Source organism: Niveibacterium sp. (assembly GCF_041909475.1).
Taxonomy (GTDB): Bacteria; Pseudomonadota; Gammaproteobacteria; order Burkholderiales; family Rhodocyclaceae; genus Niveibacterium.
Genome location: NZ_JAYRDJ010000001.1, coordinates 131,799 through 148,305 on the forward strand (window position 1 = coordinate 131,799; position 16,507 = coordinate 148,305).

Sequence of the window (16,507 nt, forward strand, 5' to 3'; positions counted from 1 at the left end):
CCCTCACGACATGCCCTCTAAGCTTAGAGAAACGTCGTCAATCTTCCTTCATAAAGGAACTTTCGCATGAAGCAAAAACTGATCGCTGCCCTGGTTACCAGTGCGATCGCAGGCCTCGCGGCCCCTACCGCTAACGCTGGTGTTATCCAGGCTACCTACAAGATTTTCGCTGCGGAGATCTTCGGTGATAGCGCACTGTCGCTCAAGGCTCCGGTTATCTCGTATAACCTTAGCCGTCCGGTGTCGGGCAGCTCCACCAACCCGAACACCTTCAAGATCGCGCTGACCCTGAGCGGTGGCAAGTGGAACGCTGTAGGGATCGCGAACGCCCGCGCTGTGCTGCGTGATCCCTCGTCGGCCAACGCGCTGCCCAACACCATCGCTGGTGCTGTGCTCAGCAACGACGACAAGACCGTGACCTTCACGTTCGTTGCCGACCAAGATAACACGACCTACCCGGTCAACTCGACGATCACCTTCGGCGATTTCTCTCCTGAGGCTCCGGCTTCCGCAGCTGCAGCTGCGGTTTCTCCTGACCCCTCGCTGTTCACGCTGGCCGTTGATTCGGTTCTGAAGACCCCGCTGGACGCCGCTTGCGCGCCTGAGCAGGCTTCGATCTCGGTTACCGCCAAGATGACCAACGCTTCGGACGTCGAAGTGGACACCAACGATCCGGGCGCCATCATCACCACCCCGGTGCTGGCTTCCAACGTTGCGCTGAACATCACCGCGTCGTCGTCGGCTTCGTTCGGCCCGGCTGTGACCGACAACGAAGTGTCGAAGATCGACGTGCTGACCACCGGTCTGGGCAAGATCTTCACCAGCACGGCGTCGATTCCGTCGACCCAAGCTGCGGACGACGTCACCGTTGCGCTGGACAAGACTATCAACCTCGGCAAGATCACCATCAAGGATCGCGCATCGCTGTTCGATACCAATGGTCTGGCCAAGTACACGATGGCTGGCGTCTTCGGTGTTGACGCCGTTGGCAACGTTTCGGGCGACAAGCTGAACGCTGTGATCAGCGGCAAGTTCGTGAAGAACGGTACCGTGTTCTTCTCGACCAACGCCAATTGCGTTGGCGGTGCCTTCGCTGCTGGTGGCACGGCTACGCTGAGTTCGGGGCTGGATACCGCGACCTTCTCGACGACCATCGCTGATGCTGAGTGGCCGACGGTTGGCGCAACCACCCGTGGCGCCTATGTTTGCTACACGGTGCCTGGTACTCAAGTCATCCCGACCTCGCAGTTCAAGCTGGCTAGCGGTTCGCTGACCAAGCTCGGCTCGTCGAAGGAGCTGGCGAACCCGGTTTGCCCGGCCAACATGTACAACCTGGTCTCGAATGGCGTTCAACTGGATGTCCGTAACTACATCCAGAAGGCCCAGACGGACGCAACGGGTTGGGTCTCGGTTCTGCGTATCATCAACACCGATGAGTCGCAGACTGTTGACGTGAATGCCCAGCTGATCAAGGACGACGGTACCCTGCTGAACGCAGGCAAGATCGTTACCCTGGCTCCGCGCGCGTTCAAGTACATGACCGCTGCTGAAATCGAAGCGCTGCTGCCGGAAACGGTTGCTGCTTCGGACAACAACGCCCGCCTGCGCCTCACGGCTGCTGGCAGCTCGCTCCGCGTTCAGAACTACCACCTGAACCCGGTCACCGGCGCTGTCAACGAAGTGTCGGCTGCTCAGGGTGATGATGGCCCGGACTACGCCCGTAAGGCTGACGGCGACAACAAGTAATACTTGTTGAAGTCAGGTAGGTCCTGAAAAGGGGGGGCAACCCCCCTTTTCTTTTTTTGCAGTACGGTATTCAAGATACATATCGCAAGTGGTTGACGAACTATGAAACTCCTCGATTCTCTGATTGCAGTGAGCCGCCGCTGTGCGTTGCTGGCGATTTGTTTGATTCCGCTTTCCGTTGCGGCTGACGAGGCGGCGCTTCGACAGAAGGCACAGGCCTTTCTGAAGCAGGGCGGTACTATTCAGTCGGTCACCAAATTACCCGTTGGCGAGTTGAACGAGATCGTGTTGTCGAACGGGCAAATTCTCTATTCCGACGACGCATTTACGTATTTCTTTGTCGGTGGCGAACTGATTTCGACCGCCGATAAGCGCAATCTCACGGACGAGACCAACGAGCGGCTCTCCAAGATTGATTTTCAAGCGCTACCTTTTGGACGTGCGCTCAAGCGTGTTAACGGTAATGGTCAGCGCGTCATTGCGACGTTTGAAGACCCAAATTGCAGCTATTGCAAGAAACTGCGCGCTGAGCTTGATGCACTGCCGAATACCACGATTTACACCTTCATAATTGCGGTGATCAACGAGGATTCGATCGGAAAGGCCAAGCGTCTCTGGTGTGCGGACGACCGCAATGCAGCCTGGGCGCTATGGATGAAAGAGGGCAAGCTGCCCGCCGAACGTAAGTGCGACGACGTGATTGACGAAAATCAGAAGCTTGGTGCTCACGTCAGAATCTCGGGCACGCCGACGATTTTCTTCGAGAACGGTAAGCGCATCACCGGTTTCGTTACTAAAGACAAGATCGAGGCTGCAATTAACGCTGCGATCGGCGAAAGGGCCGCAGAGGCAGTTTCCAAGGCCGGTAAGTGACGCGTTGTTGTGTATGAATTTCGCACTTGATGCGTCGAGTTCGTACGACGTTGCGACGCCTGAAGGGCACCCCGAGGTATGTCGCTGGCAGGCCGCGCCGCACACTGGTGCGGTGAAGCCTGCTTTGATACTTCTCGCCGGAGAGACCCTCAGCCTCGGTCTTTCGGCGGAGGAGGGCTTGCTTTGCCGATTGCGCTATTCCGCCGGGTTGCCGGAGATTTCGGCCGATGGTCTTGAAGGTGAACTGGCGCTGATTCTTCCGGGCGATGGCGAGCGCGTTTTGGTTCGCATGCCGATCCGTAGAGGAGAGGAGGCACGCGTTGGGTGCGTGTCGGTTGAATTGCCTCGGGCAATCGCGGGCGCGCGCCTGTCGCTGCGCTGCCTTCCCGGACCGTTGAATGACCCGGCGGCAGACTGGCTGGCTGTTCACGAGTTCATCGTTGCACCGCCTGAACTGCACGGGTTGGCCAGGGCACGCAGCTTTGGCGCCCTGCGGGCGGAAAATGAACGTGCGCACTTTGCGTATGCATATCGTCACCCGATGTATCAGGAGCGCTTCCTGCGGGCTAGCCATATTGATGCATTAATCCCGTCGGCGCGTTCGCTGAGCTTGTCGGGTGCCTGTGCCAACGCTTTCGATCTCGCCCACGCCCTGCTTGGTCAGCGAGGCGCTAATGACGTACCAGACTTTTCGCTTCGCCTGCAAGAATTGGCTAAACGTTTGGGGCGGCCGCCTCGTGTTCTATCGCTTTGCGCGGGAACCGCAGCCACAGAGGCGGCGCTCTTGCGTGGCGCGAATGTGACGGTTGAGTTGTGTCTCGTTGATATCGACGAGTCACTTTTGGCGGCGGCATGCGAGAGAGACTGGTCAGGGGCGCGAATCAGCGTACTTGTCCAGGATGTCAATAAACTCGACGTTGCCGAAGCGTCCGTCGATCTGGTGATCTGCGTGTCCGGCGCTCATCATCTCGTTGAGCTGGAGCATGTGTTTGCGCAGATTCGCACTGCCCTCGCGCCGGGGGGCGAGCTCTGGCTTATTGGCGAGCAGGTGGGCCCAAACGGAAATCGCCTCGACAACGCCGCGCTGGCTGCGGCCAACGCGGTGTTTGCAACGCTTCCCGAGGAGTTTCGGCGGAATCAACGCACTGGCATCACTGATTTGACGCTACCGAACCAAGATTGCGCCGAGGCAACCTTTGAAGGGATCCGCAGCGACGACATTGAGCCTGTGCTCGCTCGCTATTTTCTACCGATCGAACTGTGCCGTCGCAACGTTTTTCTTTGGCGCATCGTGGGGCCAGACTATGTGCTGAACTACGATCTTGCCAGGGCCGATCATCAACGTTTGCTCGAGCAATTGGTTGATGCAGATCTTGCTGCAGCGGCGCATGGGTTGCGGCTCACCGAGCTGCATGGCATCTATCGTGCGTTTGGTTGAATCACCTGTCGGCGTGAGTTCGTAGATGGGCGTTGTCCCTGCGGTCGCGTAAGATCAAGGCATCTACCGATGAGGGCGATTTGCTGCAACGCCCGCTATGGCAAGCGACTGACTATGAATGGACTAATACCCCACCTCGAATCGTTTGGTGCGCATTGGGACCGCCGTTGAAGGACGAGGCTGCCGATAGGCATCACCTTAGATGTGATTCATCGTTCAATTTATTGGGTTCGGAACCTTTCGGCATGCAGACTTCTTACGCGTCGAATTTGGGCGCTAAGCGTTATATTTTCGGGTTTGTTGTATTGCCATTCGCGGTCGCGACAATGATGCACGCGTTGCGCGTTACTAGTGGCATTCCGTTGGCGGACGAGTGGCGGTGGTTTGCTGACTTGTTGATCCCGTACTTTAAGGGCGAAATTTCGTTCGTACGGTATCTGACGGGGGAGTATTCGTTGTTGTCTCACACGCATTTTCCGGCACTGGGCTTGTTGTATCTGACATGCGCACGTTGGTCCTGCAGCCTCGCGGTGTTTACGTACGTTGGCCTTGCCGCAATGCTTATTGGCGGAGGCGTGCTCACATTGCAGGCGGTCCGTGCCGGCCAACGTTCGATTGCAATGTTGCTGTGCGGCCTAACGGTTCTCGCAGCAGGATGTTTTTGCATTACGAATGATTTTCCGTGGTTGTTGGTGGTGTTCGAGTACGTTTATTCGCTGGTGGCGATCTGCTACCTGTGCTTTGTTGATCGTTATCTACATGCTCGCCTCCCGCTGCCATCGCTACTTATTCTGACGGCTATAACGATATTGTGCGGGGATACCGTTGGGCTGGCTGCCGTGATTTTGTCGGTTGCGGTCTTCGTTGTTGGCGGCGTGAGGCAGCCGAGGCTGTTAAAGGCTGCCATCCTGATCATGCTGGTGTGCTTAGTCCTTGCAGCGCTTGCGCTTGGGACGCTGGGAACTGGAGTTCCGGTCGGCGTTCACTCGCGTTCAGAGACGCTCGCGGCCCTGTTTGCGAACCCATGTGACTTATTGGCTTCGTTGCTCCATGCGTTTGCTCAGCCGCTTCTCGATCGCGTGGTGCTTGAGTCGCTCGTTGGGCAGCGTCACTTGCGTTTGGCGCAGGCGGTCTTGGGGGCAGTCGGACTGGGGTTGACGGCGATGGTACTGGTCGCATGGTGGCGACAAAAGAACGCAAAGATAACGCATCTTCCGGTGCTGTTCGTGTTGTTTGGTTTGCTCATGTGGCTGCTCATTATTACATCTCGTTACCTTGACGGAGGGCCATATTTGATGGATGCGCAGCGCTATGTGAGAAATCTAGCATTCGTTTATGTCGGTGCGGGTCTTGCTCTTGCGTCGTTGGCTCCGACGCGTCTCACCCGCTCTATGGCCATCGCGTTCTCGACCTTTGTGACTACCAGTTTTGTGCTCGCTGCTGTATATCAGTACCGAAATGCGCCTTATGTTCTGTCGTATTTTGAGAACGTAAGAGCTTTGCTTCTTTCCAACCCAGGCGGCACTGAACTCAGTTCAGTTATTGAACGTTGTACGGGGGGGTACTGTGCTCCAACCGTGGAATATTTGAGGGGCCATGGCATGACCGCGTTTCTGCAGCGATAGTGTCGACGCGGTTATCTCAGTATTCAGTCAGCGATCAATTCATAACTCCTAATATGAAAACTCCTCCCGTCATTTCAATTGTGGTGCCTTGCTACAACGAGGGTGCGGTACTGTCGGAGACAGTGCTTCGCTTGGGCGCACTGCTGGATCGACTGGAGAAGGCTTGTGTCGTCTCGCCGGACTCGCATGTGATTTTTGTGGACGACGGGAGCAGGGACCGAACCTGGCCGCTCATCTTGGACTATGCGAGTAGAGATGTCCGCATGCGTGGTTTGCGTCTTTCGCGTAACCGTGGCCACCAGAATGCTGTGTTGGCTGGAATGTTCAGCGCAAGCGGTGATGCCGTCGTGACGATTGATGCGGATCTCCAGGACGATGTTGAAGCCATTGAAAAGATGGTGAACGCCTATCGCGATGGAAAGGATGTCGTTTACGGGGTCAGAAGCAGTCGTAGCAGTGATACCTTTTTCAAACGTTGGACGGCGGAGAGCTATTACCGCGTTTTGGCATTGTTCGGCGTCGAGATTATTTTCAACCACGCAGACTATCGTTTGATGTCACGCCGTGCGCTGGCCGCGCTGTCGGAGTTCAGCGAAGTTAACCTCTTCCTCCGCGGGGTGGTGCCGCAAATCGGGTTTGAAAGTGGAGTGGTGGAGTATGCGCGAGCGGAGCGATTTGCCGGCGAATCAAAGTACCCGCTCAAGAAGATGCTGGCACTCGCATGGCAGGGCGTGACGTCATTTTCGGTTACGCCTCTGCGTTTTATCACCGGCATTGGAACGATTATCTCTTGCGTGTCTTTCGCTCTGGGCGCCTGGGCTCTGATTATGGCGTTGTTGCCAGGACATACCGTGCCGGGCTGGGCGTCTACGGTGATTCCGATCTACGTGTTGGGTGGTGTGCAGCTGATTGGCATTGGAGTGGTCGGCGAGTACGTCGGGAAAACGTATTTTGAGGTCAAAAGACGACCGCGTTACTTCGTATCGGAGGTCGTCGGAGATGGTCTCGTTGCCCATGGGCGGGCCGGCGATGTTGACAATCAGAGGTGATATTCATCGATTTCTGCAGTTCGCTGCCGTAGGCGCGAGCAATACGATCGTTCACCTGCTTGGAATGTTGTTGCTGGTTGAGGTGGTGGGGCTTGTGCCTGTGGCGGCGAACATCCCGGCCTTCCTGGCTGCGAATGTCTGGTCGTTTATCGCGAATTCTGTTCTTACATTCAGGGCGGCGGTTGTCTGGACCAAATATCCGAGATTCTTGAGCCTGTCGTTGGTGGCGATGGCGGTGTCAACGGGGATTGTTCAGGCCTTTCAATCACTGGGTTGGCATTATGTTTTGGGTGTTCTTGCGAGCACTGGGGCCAGTTTGGTTATCAATTTTCTGTTGGTTCGCTGGGCGGTGTTCGGCACTCACAGTGGCTCGCGTAATTCTTTTTGATGGTACGAGAAGGGTGGGATGGTGAAGGCTACGGTTCGTATCGTTTGTGTTGTCGGAACCCGACCTGAGGCGATCAAGATGGCGCCGGTGATCTTGGCGCTGAAAGCTACTGACTGGTGCGATTGCCGAGTCGTGGCGACTGCGCAGCATCGTCAGATGCTTGATCAGGTGCTGGCGCTGTTCGGAATCGTTCCAGACGTCGACCTCGACATCATGCGCCCGAATCAGTCTCTGCCCGATCTGACGGCGCGGTTGCTGACCGCCGTTGATGGTGTGCTCGAAGATGAGCGGCCGGACGCGGTTTTGGTGCAGGGTGATACAACGACCGTGATGGCGACCGCGTTAGCGTGTTTCTATAAGCGAATTCCTGTGGGGCACGTCGAAGCAGGCTTGCGCACCGGTGATATGGCTAACCCTTTCCCAGAAGAGATGAACCGAGCACTGGCGGGCCGTCTTTCGCATTGGCACTTTGCGCCCACCGAGAGTGCGAGGAGCAACTTATTGCGCGAGGGGCTCGACTCGACGTCTATTTATGTGACGGGGAACACCGTTATCGACGCATTGCTGGATGTGTCGAGTCGCGTGGGGCCGGCCGCACCGGCCGAGGCTGAGGTTGCGGATGGCGCGCGTGTGGTTCTGATCACGACGCATCGCCGTGAGAACTTCGGTGCTCCGCTGGTGGCAATCTGCGACGCAGTTCAGGAGTTGGCTGCGCGGTATCAGGACGCCGTGTTTGTTCTACCGGTGCATCCGAACCCGAATGTGCGTGAGGTGGTGCGTGAGCGCCTCGTGACTATGCCGAACGTTCGCCTGATCTCGCCCCTTGAATATCTGCCGTTTGTGCAAATGATGAAGCGCGCCGACATCATCCTCACCGATTCGGGTGGTGTGCAGGAGGAAGCTCCTGCGCTCGGCAAGCCGGTACTCGTGATGCGCGCCGAGACTGAGCGGCCGGAGGCCGTGGATGCCGGGGTCGTACGCTTGGTCGGGACGGATCGGGCGACGATTGTTCGTGAGTTAAGCGTGCTGATGGACGATCCGGTTGCATACCGAAGCATGGCGCGGGGCGTTTCACCGTACGGTGATGGGCATGCTGCTGCGCGCATCGTTGAAATCCTGCAGCGCTCGTTGCTTTGATCTGAGGTCGGCGCCTCTGCATCGTCCGCAATCGAATGAGCTTGGTCTACTTTTCCCCCGTTCCTTGGGACAGCTTTGCGCAGCGGCCGCATCATTTCGTTCGTTGGTATCACCGCCGAACGGGCGGCGATGTCTTGTGGGTTGATCCGTATCCAACTCGATTGCCCACATGGTCGGATTGGAAGCGGCCAGCCGTTGTGCAGGGCGCCCCCGGCACCGAGCCGCCGGCGTGGCTATCCGTCCGTCGGGTGCGGGCTTTTCCTTTGGAGCCGTTTCCGGGACTTAACCGAATTAACGGAATGCTATGGCGTAGTCTGCGAGACGACATTGTCCGATTGGTATTGGGGGATACGGCTGTCAGAGTGGTGGTCGGAAAGCCGTCGCTGCTGGCGCTGTCGGTCATCGAATCAGTGCCGGTAGGCCAGAGCGTTTACGACGCGATGGACGATTTTCCTGCGTTCTATCGTGGGCTATCGAGGGTGTCGATGGCGCGTCGAGAGGCCTGTGTGATGCGACGTGCGGGGCGAGTATTGGCTTCGTCGACTGCGCTTGAGACTCGACTGAGTGCAGTCCGAGGTGATGTAACGCGCGCTTTGAATGCGTGCGAGGCCTCCAGTCTGCCGGACATGCCTGTGCCCCACCGTCAATCCTGCGTGCCGGTTTTTGGCTACTTGGGCACCATGGGTGGTTGGTTTGACTGGAGTTGGGTGCGTCGTCTTGCTGAGGCGCGTCCGGGGTATCGGGTGCGTTTAATAGGGCCTTTATTTGTGCAGCCGTCGTGCGCCTTGCCTGAGAATGTTGAGATTCTGCCTCCCATTGACCATTCCGCTGCGATGTCGGCCCTAATCGATTTTTCTGTGGGACTAATTCCATTTCGTAACAACGTATTGACGGAGTCTGTTGATCCGATCAAGTACTACGAGTATCGAGGGGCCGGATTGCCGGTGTTGTCAACGCCTTTTGGCGAGATGCGCTTGCGCCAGAATGTGGCGGGCGTTTGGCTGGGTAGAGCGGTCGATGATTTGGGGGCGCTTGCCGACGCGGCGCTTCATTTCGATGCTGCTCATCAATCGACGCTGCAATTTCGGGCTGAGAACGATTGGTGTGCTCGCTTCGATGCGGCGCTTTGCGATTGGTTTTCGTGTCTGACCTGATGAATATTGATGCTGGTGGCTGCGAGCCTACTGCGCGAATAGATGGGATGCAGCATTGTCGGCCGACGCTGAGCGTAGGTGTTGTGACTTATCGTTCAGACGAATCCGCCCTCTATACGACTTTGGATTCGTTGGCCGAGGCGATTGAGCACGCCATCCGTACCGGCGCATTGTCCGGTGCGGAGGTGGTTATAGTCGATAACGCTGCCAGCTTGCGTGACGCGACGCTGTTACCGCTGAAACGCAAAGAGATTCCGGCGAAGCTTGTTCTGGCCCAACAGAACCTAGGGTATGGTGGTGGGCAGAACCTTGCGTTCGAGGGCGTCCAGTCAGACTACCACTTGGTACTTAATCCGGATGTCTTCGTAGGCGTTGACGCCATTCGGAATGCCATTCGATGGATGGACGCCAATCCTTCGGCAGTGCTGCTGGCACCCGATGTATGTAACCTTGCGGGGGAGCGGAGTTTCCTCTGTCGCCGCATGCCTAGCGTGTTCGTTCTGTTTCTGCGTGGGTTTGCGCCTCGGTCAGTCGCACGTGTGTTCCGGCGTTCGCTTGCTTGGCACGAAATGCGAGATGTTGTTGACGGCGAGCATGTCGTATGGGACCCGCCGATGGTGAGCGGGTGTTTCATGTTGTTTCGGTCGACGGTCTACAGAGCGCTCGAAGGATTTGACCGTCGGTACTTCCTTTACTTTGAAGACTACGACTTGAGCCTGCGCGCGGCGAGTCAGGGGCGTCTTGCATATGTTCCGCATGTCCGCATTTCTCACGCTGGCGGTGGCGCATCAAGGAAGGGACTTCGTCACATCCTGATGTTTGGACGTTCGGCGCTGACTTTTTTTCGCTTGCACGGCTGGCGCGCCTAACACGCACGTCTGTACCAATGTGTAACGACTGGCACCAGGACAAGGTTAACCACGTGGCCGCGTGCTAAGGTGCGTCTATGCAAAGAATATACTGGGCTATTCGCTTGATGCCATGACGGCTTCTTTGTGATGGTTCTTGCGCGTTCAATGAAAAAATCGATTTTGGTAACCAACTGGCGGCAGATGGCAGTATTTGCCGGAGATTTGTTTGCTGTCTCGTTGGCTTGGGGATTGGCGTATCTGATCCGGTTCAACGGCGCCGTGCCGCCAGAGGTCGTCCGGTCGGGTCTGTATGCCTGCATGCTTACCGTCCCGATTCATGCCGCGTTTTTCCGAGGCTTTGGCCTCTATCGCGGTATGTGGGTGTTCGCGAGTTTGCCCGACCTCGTGAGAATCGTTCGTGCCGTGGCTGCGGCGTCGATCGTCAGCATCGTCGCATTCGTTTACATCGGGTTGCAACCGCCCGTTCCCCGCACCATCTTCGTGCTGCACCCGATCTTCTTGCTGATGTGGATGGGCGGGAGCAGGGCGGCGTATCGGTTCTGGAAGGAGCACAGGCGTTACGGCGACCTCTTCGCCCGCGGTCAACCCGTTGTCATTCTTGGCGCTGGTCGTGCCGGTGCAAACCTTGTTGCGGAGTTGGCGCGCTCACCTGAGTGGCGCGTCGTCGGTTTGCTGGACGATGACCCCAACAAGCTTGGTCGAGAGATTTCAGGCTTCAAGGTGTACGGACGTATCAAGGACTTGTCACATTGGGCTGTGCGCCTGAAGGCCCAGAATGCGATCATCGCGATGCCTGCGATGACCCGTGAGGCGCGTCAGCGCGCCGCCACCGCGTGTTTGCGGGCGGGCGTTCGCGCGCTGACGCTGCCTTCAATTGAGGATGTAGTTCGTGGCGGTGCAACTGAGCAACGGTTTCGTGACGTTAATCTTCATGACTTGATCGGCCGAGCACCTGTGGAAGTTGACTCGTCGGCCGTCAGTCAGATGGTTAGCGGACGGGCGATCATGGTCACCGGTGCAGGAGGCTCGATCGGCTCAGAGCTTTGCCGGCAGCTCGCGCGTTTCGCACCAGCCCAGCTGATCCTGCTCGAAATGAGCGAGTTTGCGCTCTATGCGATCCACGAAGAGCTGGGGCTGAGGTTCCCCGATGTTGAACTTGTGCCGATTGCTGGTGATGTGCGAGACGGGTTGTGGCTTGAGGCGATTTTCCGGCAGTACAGCCCGACAATAGTGTTCCACGCAGCGGCATATAAGCACGTGCCGCTAATGGAGGAGCGCAACGCTTGGCAGGCAGTTCGCAACAATGTCTATGGCACATACAAGATTGCCGCGGTATCTGTGGCAAACCGGGTTGAGCGATTTGTATTGGTGTCTAGCGACAAGGCTGTCAACCCGACCAACGTGATGGGCGCGAGTAAGCGCATGGCCGAAATGGTCTGCCAAATCATGCAGCAAGGTGCTGCGACGCGCTTTGATATTGTGCGGTTCGGTAACGTCCTTGGTAGTGCCGGAAGCGTGATCCCGAAATTTCAGGAACAGATCGCTCGCGGGGGCCCGGTTACTGTGACTCATCCGGAAGTCACCCGCTACTTCATGTCTATTCCAGAGGCAGCGCAACTTGTCCTGCAGGCGGCGGCGATGGGCACGGGTAGTAATGTGTTTGTAATGGACATGGGGGAGCCGGTACGGATCGCTGACTTGGCTCGCGACCTGATTCGTCTGTCTGGCTACGCTGAAGACAAGATTGATATCGTCTTCACTGGCTTACGACCCGGCGAGAAGTTGTACGAGGAGTTGCTGGCGGCACAAGAAGAAACGCTGCCGACACATCATCCCAAGCTGCGTATTGCTCGCGCGAGAGACGTCGAGCGGGAGTGGCTGGATGAGGTACTGGCGTGGCTCACCCAGCGTACGATTCCGTCTGACGATCAGATCCGAAGAGATCTTCGCCGTTGGGTCCCTGAATACGAGCCGGCGGTTAGGCCATCCTTAACGCTCGTGCAGCGCACGGTACGCGAGCCTAAGACCGTTGCTTAACGCTGGTGTGTTGCCTTTGAAGCGGTTTTTCGATCTTGTCTGTTCTGGAGTCGGTCTTCTATTCGCTGCTCCTGCGATGGTGGCAATTTCGATCGCGATTCGGGCGGAGTCGCGAGGACCGGCGCTGTATTGGTCAAAGCGTATTGGGCGGTATGGTGTCATTTTCCTGATGCCGAAATTTCGATCAATGCGTACTGACACGCCCGTCGTTGCAACACATCTGCTGGAAGATCCGGATCTGTATCTGACTCGTGTCGGGAAGTTTCTGCGCAGAACCAGCCTTGATGAGCTTCCGCAGCTGTTTAGTGTGCTGAAGGGCGATATGAGCCTGGTGGGCCCGAGACCTGCGCTATTCAATCAGCGCGATCTGAATGAACTGCGCGCAGCGGCCGGGGTCGATTGCCTGCGTCCCGGTATCACAGGCTGGGCGCAAGTTAACGGCAGGGACGAGCTAGCGATTCCGGACAAGGTCGCTTATGACCTTGAGTACTTGCAGCGCCAGTCATTCTGCTTCGACCTGAAGATTCTCTTCCTCACGGTGCATCGGGTGTTCACCGCGCATGGCGTGAGTCACTGATTCTGCGGCGATTGGGCTCGCTGGCCGCGGCCGGCGCTTTTGCCCGTTCGTCCGGCTACAATGCCCGCCCCACTGCCTATCGGATCCTTTCATGTGGTTCAAGAATCTCCAGCTTTTCCGTTTGCCCACGCCTTGGGCGATTGATCTTTCTACACTCGAAGACAAGCTCGCGGCCAAGCCGTTTGTGCGTTGTGGGTCGCAGGACATGGCTAGCCGTGGGTGGGTGTCGCCGACCGGGTCGGATGTGATGGTGCTTGCGGTCGGTGGGCAGTGGTTGCTGGCGCTGCGCAGCGAGCAACGCTTGTTGCCTTCGTCGGTGGTGAACCAGGTTGCGCAGGATAGGGCCGAGGAGCTTGAGGCGCAGCAGGGCTTCAAGCCGGGGCGCAAGCAGATGAAGGAGATCAAGGAGGCGGTGACGCAGGAGTTGTTGCCGCGCGCCTTCACTCGACGCCGTACCACCTACGTTTGGATCGACCCGGCCAATGGTTGGCTGGTGGTCGATGCATCGAGTGCTGCGAAGGCGGACGAGGTGATCGAGCAGCTGCACGACACGCTGGATGACTTGCCGCTGAAGCTACTCGACACCGAGCGCTCGCCGCAATCGGCGATGTCGGACTGGCTGGCCTCAGGCGAGGCGCCGGTCAACTTCACGATCGATCGCGACTGCGAGCTGCGCGCGATCACCGACGAGAAGGCCGCTGTGCGCTATGTTCGGCATCCGCTGGAAGGTGATGAGATTCCGAATCACCTTGCCTCGGGCAAGGTGCCGACGCGTCTGGCATTGACCTTCGACGACCGGATTTCCTTCGTGCTGACCGAGCGCATGGAAATCAAGCGTCTCGCTTTCCTCGACATCATCCAGGAGCAGGCGGAGAAAGCTGCCACGGAGGGCGATCCGCAGTTCGAGGCGGATTTCGCGCTGATGTCAGCCGAGTTGGCCCGTTTCATTCCGCATGTGATTGAAGCGTTGGGCGGCGAGCGCCAGATCGTCTGAACGCGATGGCACTGAAATCCACCATTTTCAAGGCCGAGCTGCAGATTTCGGATATGGATCGCGGCTACTACGCGAGCCACTCGCTGACGCTCGCTCGGCACCCGTCGGAAACGGACGAGCGGATGATGATCCGCCTTTTCGCGTTCGCAATGTTCGCCGACGAGGGGCTCTCGTTCTGCAAGGGGCTGTCGTCCGACGACGAGCCTGATCTCTGGCACAAGGACCTGACCGGCGCGATCGAAAACTGGATCGAAGTCGGCTTGCCGGACGAAAGACGACTGCGTCAGGCCAGTGGCCGCGCGACGCGCGTGATACTGCTCACCTACGGTGGGCGTGCAGTGGATGTGTGGTGGCAGAAGAATCGGGCTGCTTGCCTGAAGCTGCCCGCGCTGACCGTGCTGCGGATCCCGGATGATGCGGCCGAGGCGCTCACGGCAATGGCGGTTCGCACGATGCAGATTCAGTGCAGCGTTCAGGACGGTGAATACTGGCTGTCGGACGGCGAGCGCAGCACGCACATCCGGCCGCTGGTATTGGCTTAATCGACAAGCATCAGGCGGCGGGCGCACCGGCGATCAGGCCGAGTTCCACCCGCCCATCGCGCCAGGCTGATTCGAAGCTGCGCTCGATTTCATCCAGTTCCGCTTCATTCGATGCGGTCACCGCACGGATGCCGCAAGCGCGGTTTCGCCCCTGCGCCTTGGCGATGTAGAGCGCCATATCAACCTGGTTGATGCCGCGCTCCCATTCCAGCGGCAAATGTCCCGGCGCGAGCGGGAAGCTGGCGTAGCCGATTGAGATGGTGACGCTCAGTTGCTGCTCGCCGTAGTGAATAGGCTCGCGACTTACGGCGTGCAGAAGACGCTCTGCGAGACGGTCAAATTGCTCGTCCGGCATCGGTCCGACTGCAATCAGGAACTCTTCACCGCCCCAGCGCACAACCAGATCGCTTTCTCGCATGGTGTCTTGCAGACGCCGCGCGACGGCAGTGATCACGGCGTCGCCGGCCGCATGGCCATGGGTGTCGTTAATTCGCTTGAAGTGGTCGATATCGAGTAGGACCAGGCCGCCGACAAAGCCGCCGCTTGCGGATCGCGTGCGCATCGCTTCCTGGAAATAGCGCCGGTTGAAGAGGCCGGTCAGCGCATCCCGCTCGCTGCGCACCTTGAGCATGCGATTGCTCTCGGACAGTTGCTGGTTGGCGTCGCGCACCCGTCGATAGAGCAGAGCAACCGCGAGCAGGCCCGTCGTCAATAGCCCCGCGGCGAGCAGCCACACACGCTGCTGCAGCGTGCGGTTGTGCAGTTGGGCGCTTTTGAGCGCGTTGTCGCGGTTCAACAGTTCGATTTCACGCTGTTTTCGTTCGGTTTGATAACGCGCGTCGAGTTCGAGCAGGACGCTCTTGCGGCTGTTCTCGGCGAGCGCCTTCGAAGCCCGCCGTTCGCGGTGGTAGGCGTTAATGGCGTTCTTGTAATCGCCAGCGGCTTCGAGTGCTTCCCCGTACTCCGTGAGCAGGCTCGCGTAGTGAGCGCGAGAGTCGAGTTTGAGTGCCGTCGATAGCGCTTCCTCGACGTTCTTCCTGCCTTCTTCGAGCCGACCCAGCCTGATCTGAGCCTGCCCAGCGTTGGCCAGCGCGACGATCAGGCCGTGCGGGTCATCGATCTGCCGGGCGATTCTGACCGCTTCGCTGGTCACCTCCAGTGCATCGGCATAGCGGCCGAGCTTGAGATACGTATCGCCCAGATTGATCAACATGGTTTCGATGCGTTCTGGCTCTCCAGCTTTGCGCGCATATTCCAACGCCGATCTGGCTGCTTTCAGCTCGCTATCGCGATCCTGCTGGAACGCCGCGATGCGGGCGCGTGTATCCCATGATTGGGCGAGGATCGCCGGCTCGGTAATCGCCTGGGCGTAGTGGTTGGCTCTGAGGTTGGCCTCGACGGCCTTGTCGATCTCGCCCGCATCGACGAAGAGGGTGGCCATGCTGTCAAGGGCGCGGAATTGTCGCACGGCGCTGTTCAGGCGCTCGGCCAGGGAGAGGGCGTTCTGGTAGGCCGCCAGCGCATCGGCTTGGCGGCCCAATTCAAGCAGCAGCGCGCCGCGCATCATTTCGAGGCGGTAGCTCTGGCGCGAATCACCCTTGGCACTGAGGGTGGCACGTGCCTGATCCGCCAGTTCTAGCGCCCGGCTGAGGTCGCCCTTCAGACGTACCTCGTTCGCTCGAATGATCAGTGCCGCCGTCTTGGCGTCCTGGCTGGCCAGCGCGTCCAGCGTTGCTGCGGTTGCGAGTGCCGCGTCGGGTTGATTTGCGCTGGCCTGATACACACCTCGCATCGTCAGCAAGGCGATACGGGCGCCCTCGTCGTGTTCGGACTTGAGTAGCGTGTCGATGCTTGCGATTGCGCCCGACGGGTTGCTCCGTGCTTGAGCGTCCACTGCGTCGATACGGGCGCCGGCTGCGGCGTCCAACTCTGCTGCGCCGGCGGCGAAGGCGGAGAGCGCAATCGCCGACGTCGCGAGCAGGCCGCGCAAGGCGCTGAAAATCGGGTGGCGAATCGGGGCTCCGGGCATTGGTATCGCTTACGGACGCGGCTTCTCCGCAGATGTTGACGTTAGC

Annotated in this window: 14 protein-coding genes; 13 read left to right on the forward strand and 1 reads right to left on the reverse strand. The window is 58.4% G+C overall.

Annotation, left to right across the window (positions count from 1 at the left end; translation table 11 throughout):
- Positions 1-66 precede the first annotated feature (66 nt).
- From ACE3P0_RS00595 to ACE3P0_RS00655, 13 genes are all read left to right on the forward strand, one after another.
- Entirely contained in the window at positions 67-1,746 is a 1,680-nt protein-coding gene (locus ACE3P0_RS00595) for a hypothetical protein (RefSeq protein WP_374398808.1), read from the forward strand.
- 102 nt (positions 1,747-1,848) lie between these two features.
- Positions 1,849-2,619: a DsbC family protein gene (locus ACE3P0_RS00600; RefSeq protein WP_374398810.1), complete on the forward strand. Its 771-nt coding sequence runs from the start codon at positions 1,849-1,851 to the stop codon at positions 2,617-2,619.
- A 13-nt stretch (positions 2,620-2,632) separates the two neighbouring features.
- Entirely contained in the window at positions 2,633-4,057 is a 1,425-nt protein-coding gene (locus ACE3P0_RS00605) for a class I SAM-dependent methyltransferase (protein ID WP_374398812.1), read from the forward strand.
- Positions 4,058-4,302: 245 nt separating this feature from the next.
- The gene (locus tag ACE3P0_RS00610) at positions 4,303-5,682 is read left to right on the forward strand and encodes a hypothetical protein (protein ID WP_374398814.1); all 1,380 of its coding nucleotides are present in this window, start codon (positions 4,303-4,305) and stop codon (positions 5,680-5,682) included.
- Between the two features lie 53 nt (positions 5,683-5,735).
- Positions 5,736-6,731: a glycosyltransferase family 2 protein gene (locus ACE3P0_RS00615; protein ID WP_374398815.1), complete on the forward strand. Its 996-nt coding sequence runs from the start codon at positions 5,736-5,738 to the stop codon at positions 6,729-6,731.
- A complete protein-coding gene (locus tag ACE3P0_RS00620; RefSeq protein WP_374398817.1) occupies positions 6,712-7,119 on the forward strand; it encodes a GtrA family protein in 408 nt (135 codons plus the stop codon). Before ACE3P0_RS00615 ends, ACE3P0_RS00620 begins: the two co-directional genes overlap by 20 nt.
- An 18-nt stretch (positions 7,120-7,137) precedes the next feature.
- Entirely contained in the window at positions 7,138-8,256 is a 1,119-nt protein-coding gene (gene wecB, locus ACE3P0_RS00625) for a non-hydrolyzing UDP-N-acetylglucosamine 2-epimerase (protein WP_374398819.1), read from the forward strand.
- Positions 8,257-8,291: 35 nt separating this feature from the next.
- Positions 8,292-9,410, forward strand: a complete 1,119-nt coding sequence (locus ACE3P0_RS00630; RefSeq protein WP_374398821.1) for a hypothetical protein — start codon at positions 8,292-8,294, stop codon at positions 9,408-9,410.
- Positions 9,398-10,279: a glycosyltransferase gene (locus tag ACE3P0_RS00635; RefSeq protein WP_374398823.1), complete on the forward strand. Its 882-nt coding sequence runs from the start codon at positions 9,398-9,400 to the stop codon at positions 10,277-10,279. The genes ACE3P0_RS00630 and ACE3P0_RS00635 overlap by 13 nt, the downstream gene beginning before the upstream one ends.
- Positions 10,280-10,426: 147 nt before the next feature.
- Entirely contained in the window at positions 10,427-12,319 is a 1,893-nt protein-coding gene (locus tag ACE3P0_RS00640; RefSeq protein ID WP_374398825.1) for a polysaccharide biosynthesis protein, read from the forward strand.
- Between the two features lie 7 nt (positions 12,320-12,326).
- A complete protein-coding gene (locus ACE3P0_RS00645; protein WP_374399350.1) occupies positions 12,327-12,896 on the forward strand; it encodes a sugar transferase in 570 nt (189 codons plus the stop codon).
- Positions 12,897-12,987: 91 nt separating this feature from the next.
- The gene (locus tag ACE3P0_RS00650; RefSeq protein ID WP_374398827.1) at positions 12,988-13,890 is read left to right on the forward strand and encodes a recombination-associated protein RdgC; all 903 of its coding nucleotides are present in this window, start codon (positions 12,988-12,990) and stop codon (positions 13,888-13,890) included.
- Positions 13,891-13,895: 5 nt separating this feature from the next.
- Positions 13,896-14,432, forward strand: a complete 537-nt coding sequence (locus ACE3P0_RS00655; RefSeq protein WP_374398829.1) for a YaeQ family protein — start codon at positions 13,896-13,898, stop codon at positions 14,430-14,432.
- Positions 14,433-14,442: 10 nt separating this feature from the next.
- Here ACE3P0_RS00655 and ACE3P0_RS00660 read toward each other — a convergent pair whose 3' ends face one another.
- Complete coding sequence (locus tag ACE3P0_RS00660) at positions 14,443-16,215, reverse strand: diguanylate cyclase domain-containing protein (protein WP_374398831.1); 1,773 nt, start codon at positions 16,213-16,215, stop codon at positions 14,443-14,445.
- Between the last annotated feature and the right edge of the window lie 292 nt (positions 16,216-16,507).

Bases quoted from the DNA above. Each gene is read 5' to 3' on its own strand.
- ACE3P0_RS00655 (WP_374398829.1), top strand. From the start codon at position 13,896: ATGGCACTGAAATCCACCATTTTCAAGGCCGAGCTGCAGATTTCGGAT.
- ACE3P0_RS00600 (WP_374398810.1), top strand. From the start codon at position 1,849: ATGAAACTCCTCGATTCTCTGATTGCAGTGAGCCGCCGCTGTGCGTTG.
- ACE3P0_RS00630 (WP_374398821.1), top strand. From the start codon at position 8,292: ATGAGCTTGGTCTACTTTTCCCCCGTTCCTTGGGACAGCTTTGCGCAG.
- ACE3P0_RS00615 (WP_374398815.1), top strand. From the start codon at position 5,736: ATGAAAACTCCTCCCGTCATTTCAATTGTGGTGCCTTGCTACAACGAG.
- wecB (WP_374398819.1), top strand. From the start codon at position 7,138: ATGGTGAAGGCTACGGTTCGTATCGTTTGTGTTGTCGGAACCCGACCT.
- ACE3P0_RS00610 (WP_374398814.1), top strand. From the start codon at position 4,303: ATGCAGACTTCTTACGCGTCGAATTTGGGCGCTAAGCGTTATATTTTC.
- ACE3P0_RS00650 (WP_374398827.1), top strand. From the start codon at position 12,988: ATGTGGTTCAAGAATCTCCAGCTTTTCCGTTTGCCCACGCCTTGGGCG.
- ACE3P0_RS00595 (WP_374398808.1), top strand. From the start codon at position 67: ATGAAGCAAAAACTGATCGCTGCCCTGGTTACCAGTGCGATCGCAGGC.
- ACE3P0_RS00620 (WP_374398817.1), top strand. From the start codon at position 6,712: ATGTTGACAATCAGAGGTGATATTCATCGATTTCTGCAGTTCGCTGCC.
- ACE3P0_RS00640 (WP_374398825.1), top strand. From the start codon at position 10,427: ATGAAAAAATCGATTTTGGTAACCAACTGGCGGCAGATGGCAGTATTT.
- ACE3P0_RS00605 (WP_374398812.1), top strand. From the start codon at position 2,633: ATGAATTTCGCACTTGATGCGTCGAGTTCGTACGACGTTGCGACGCCT.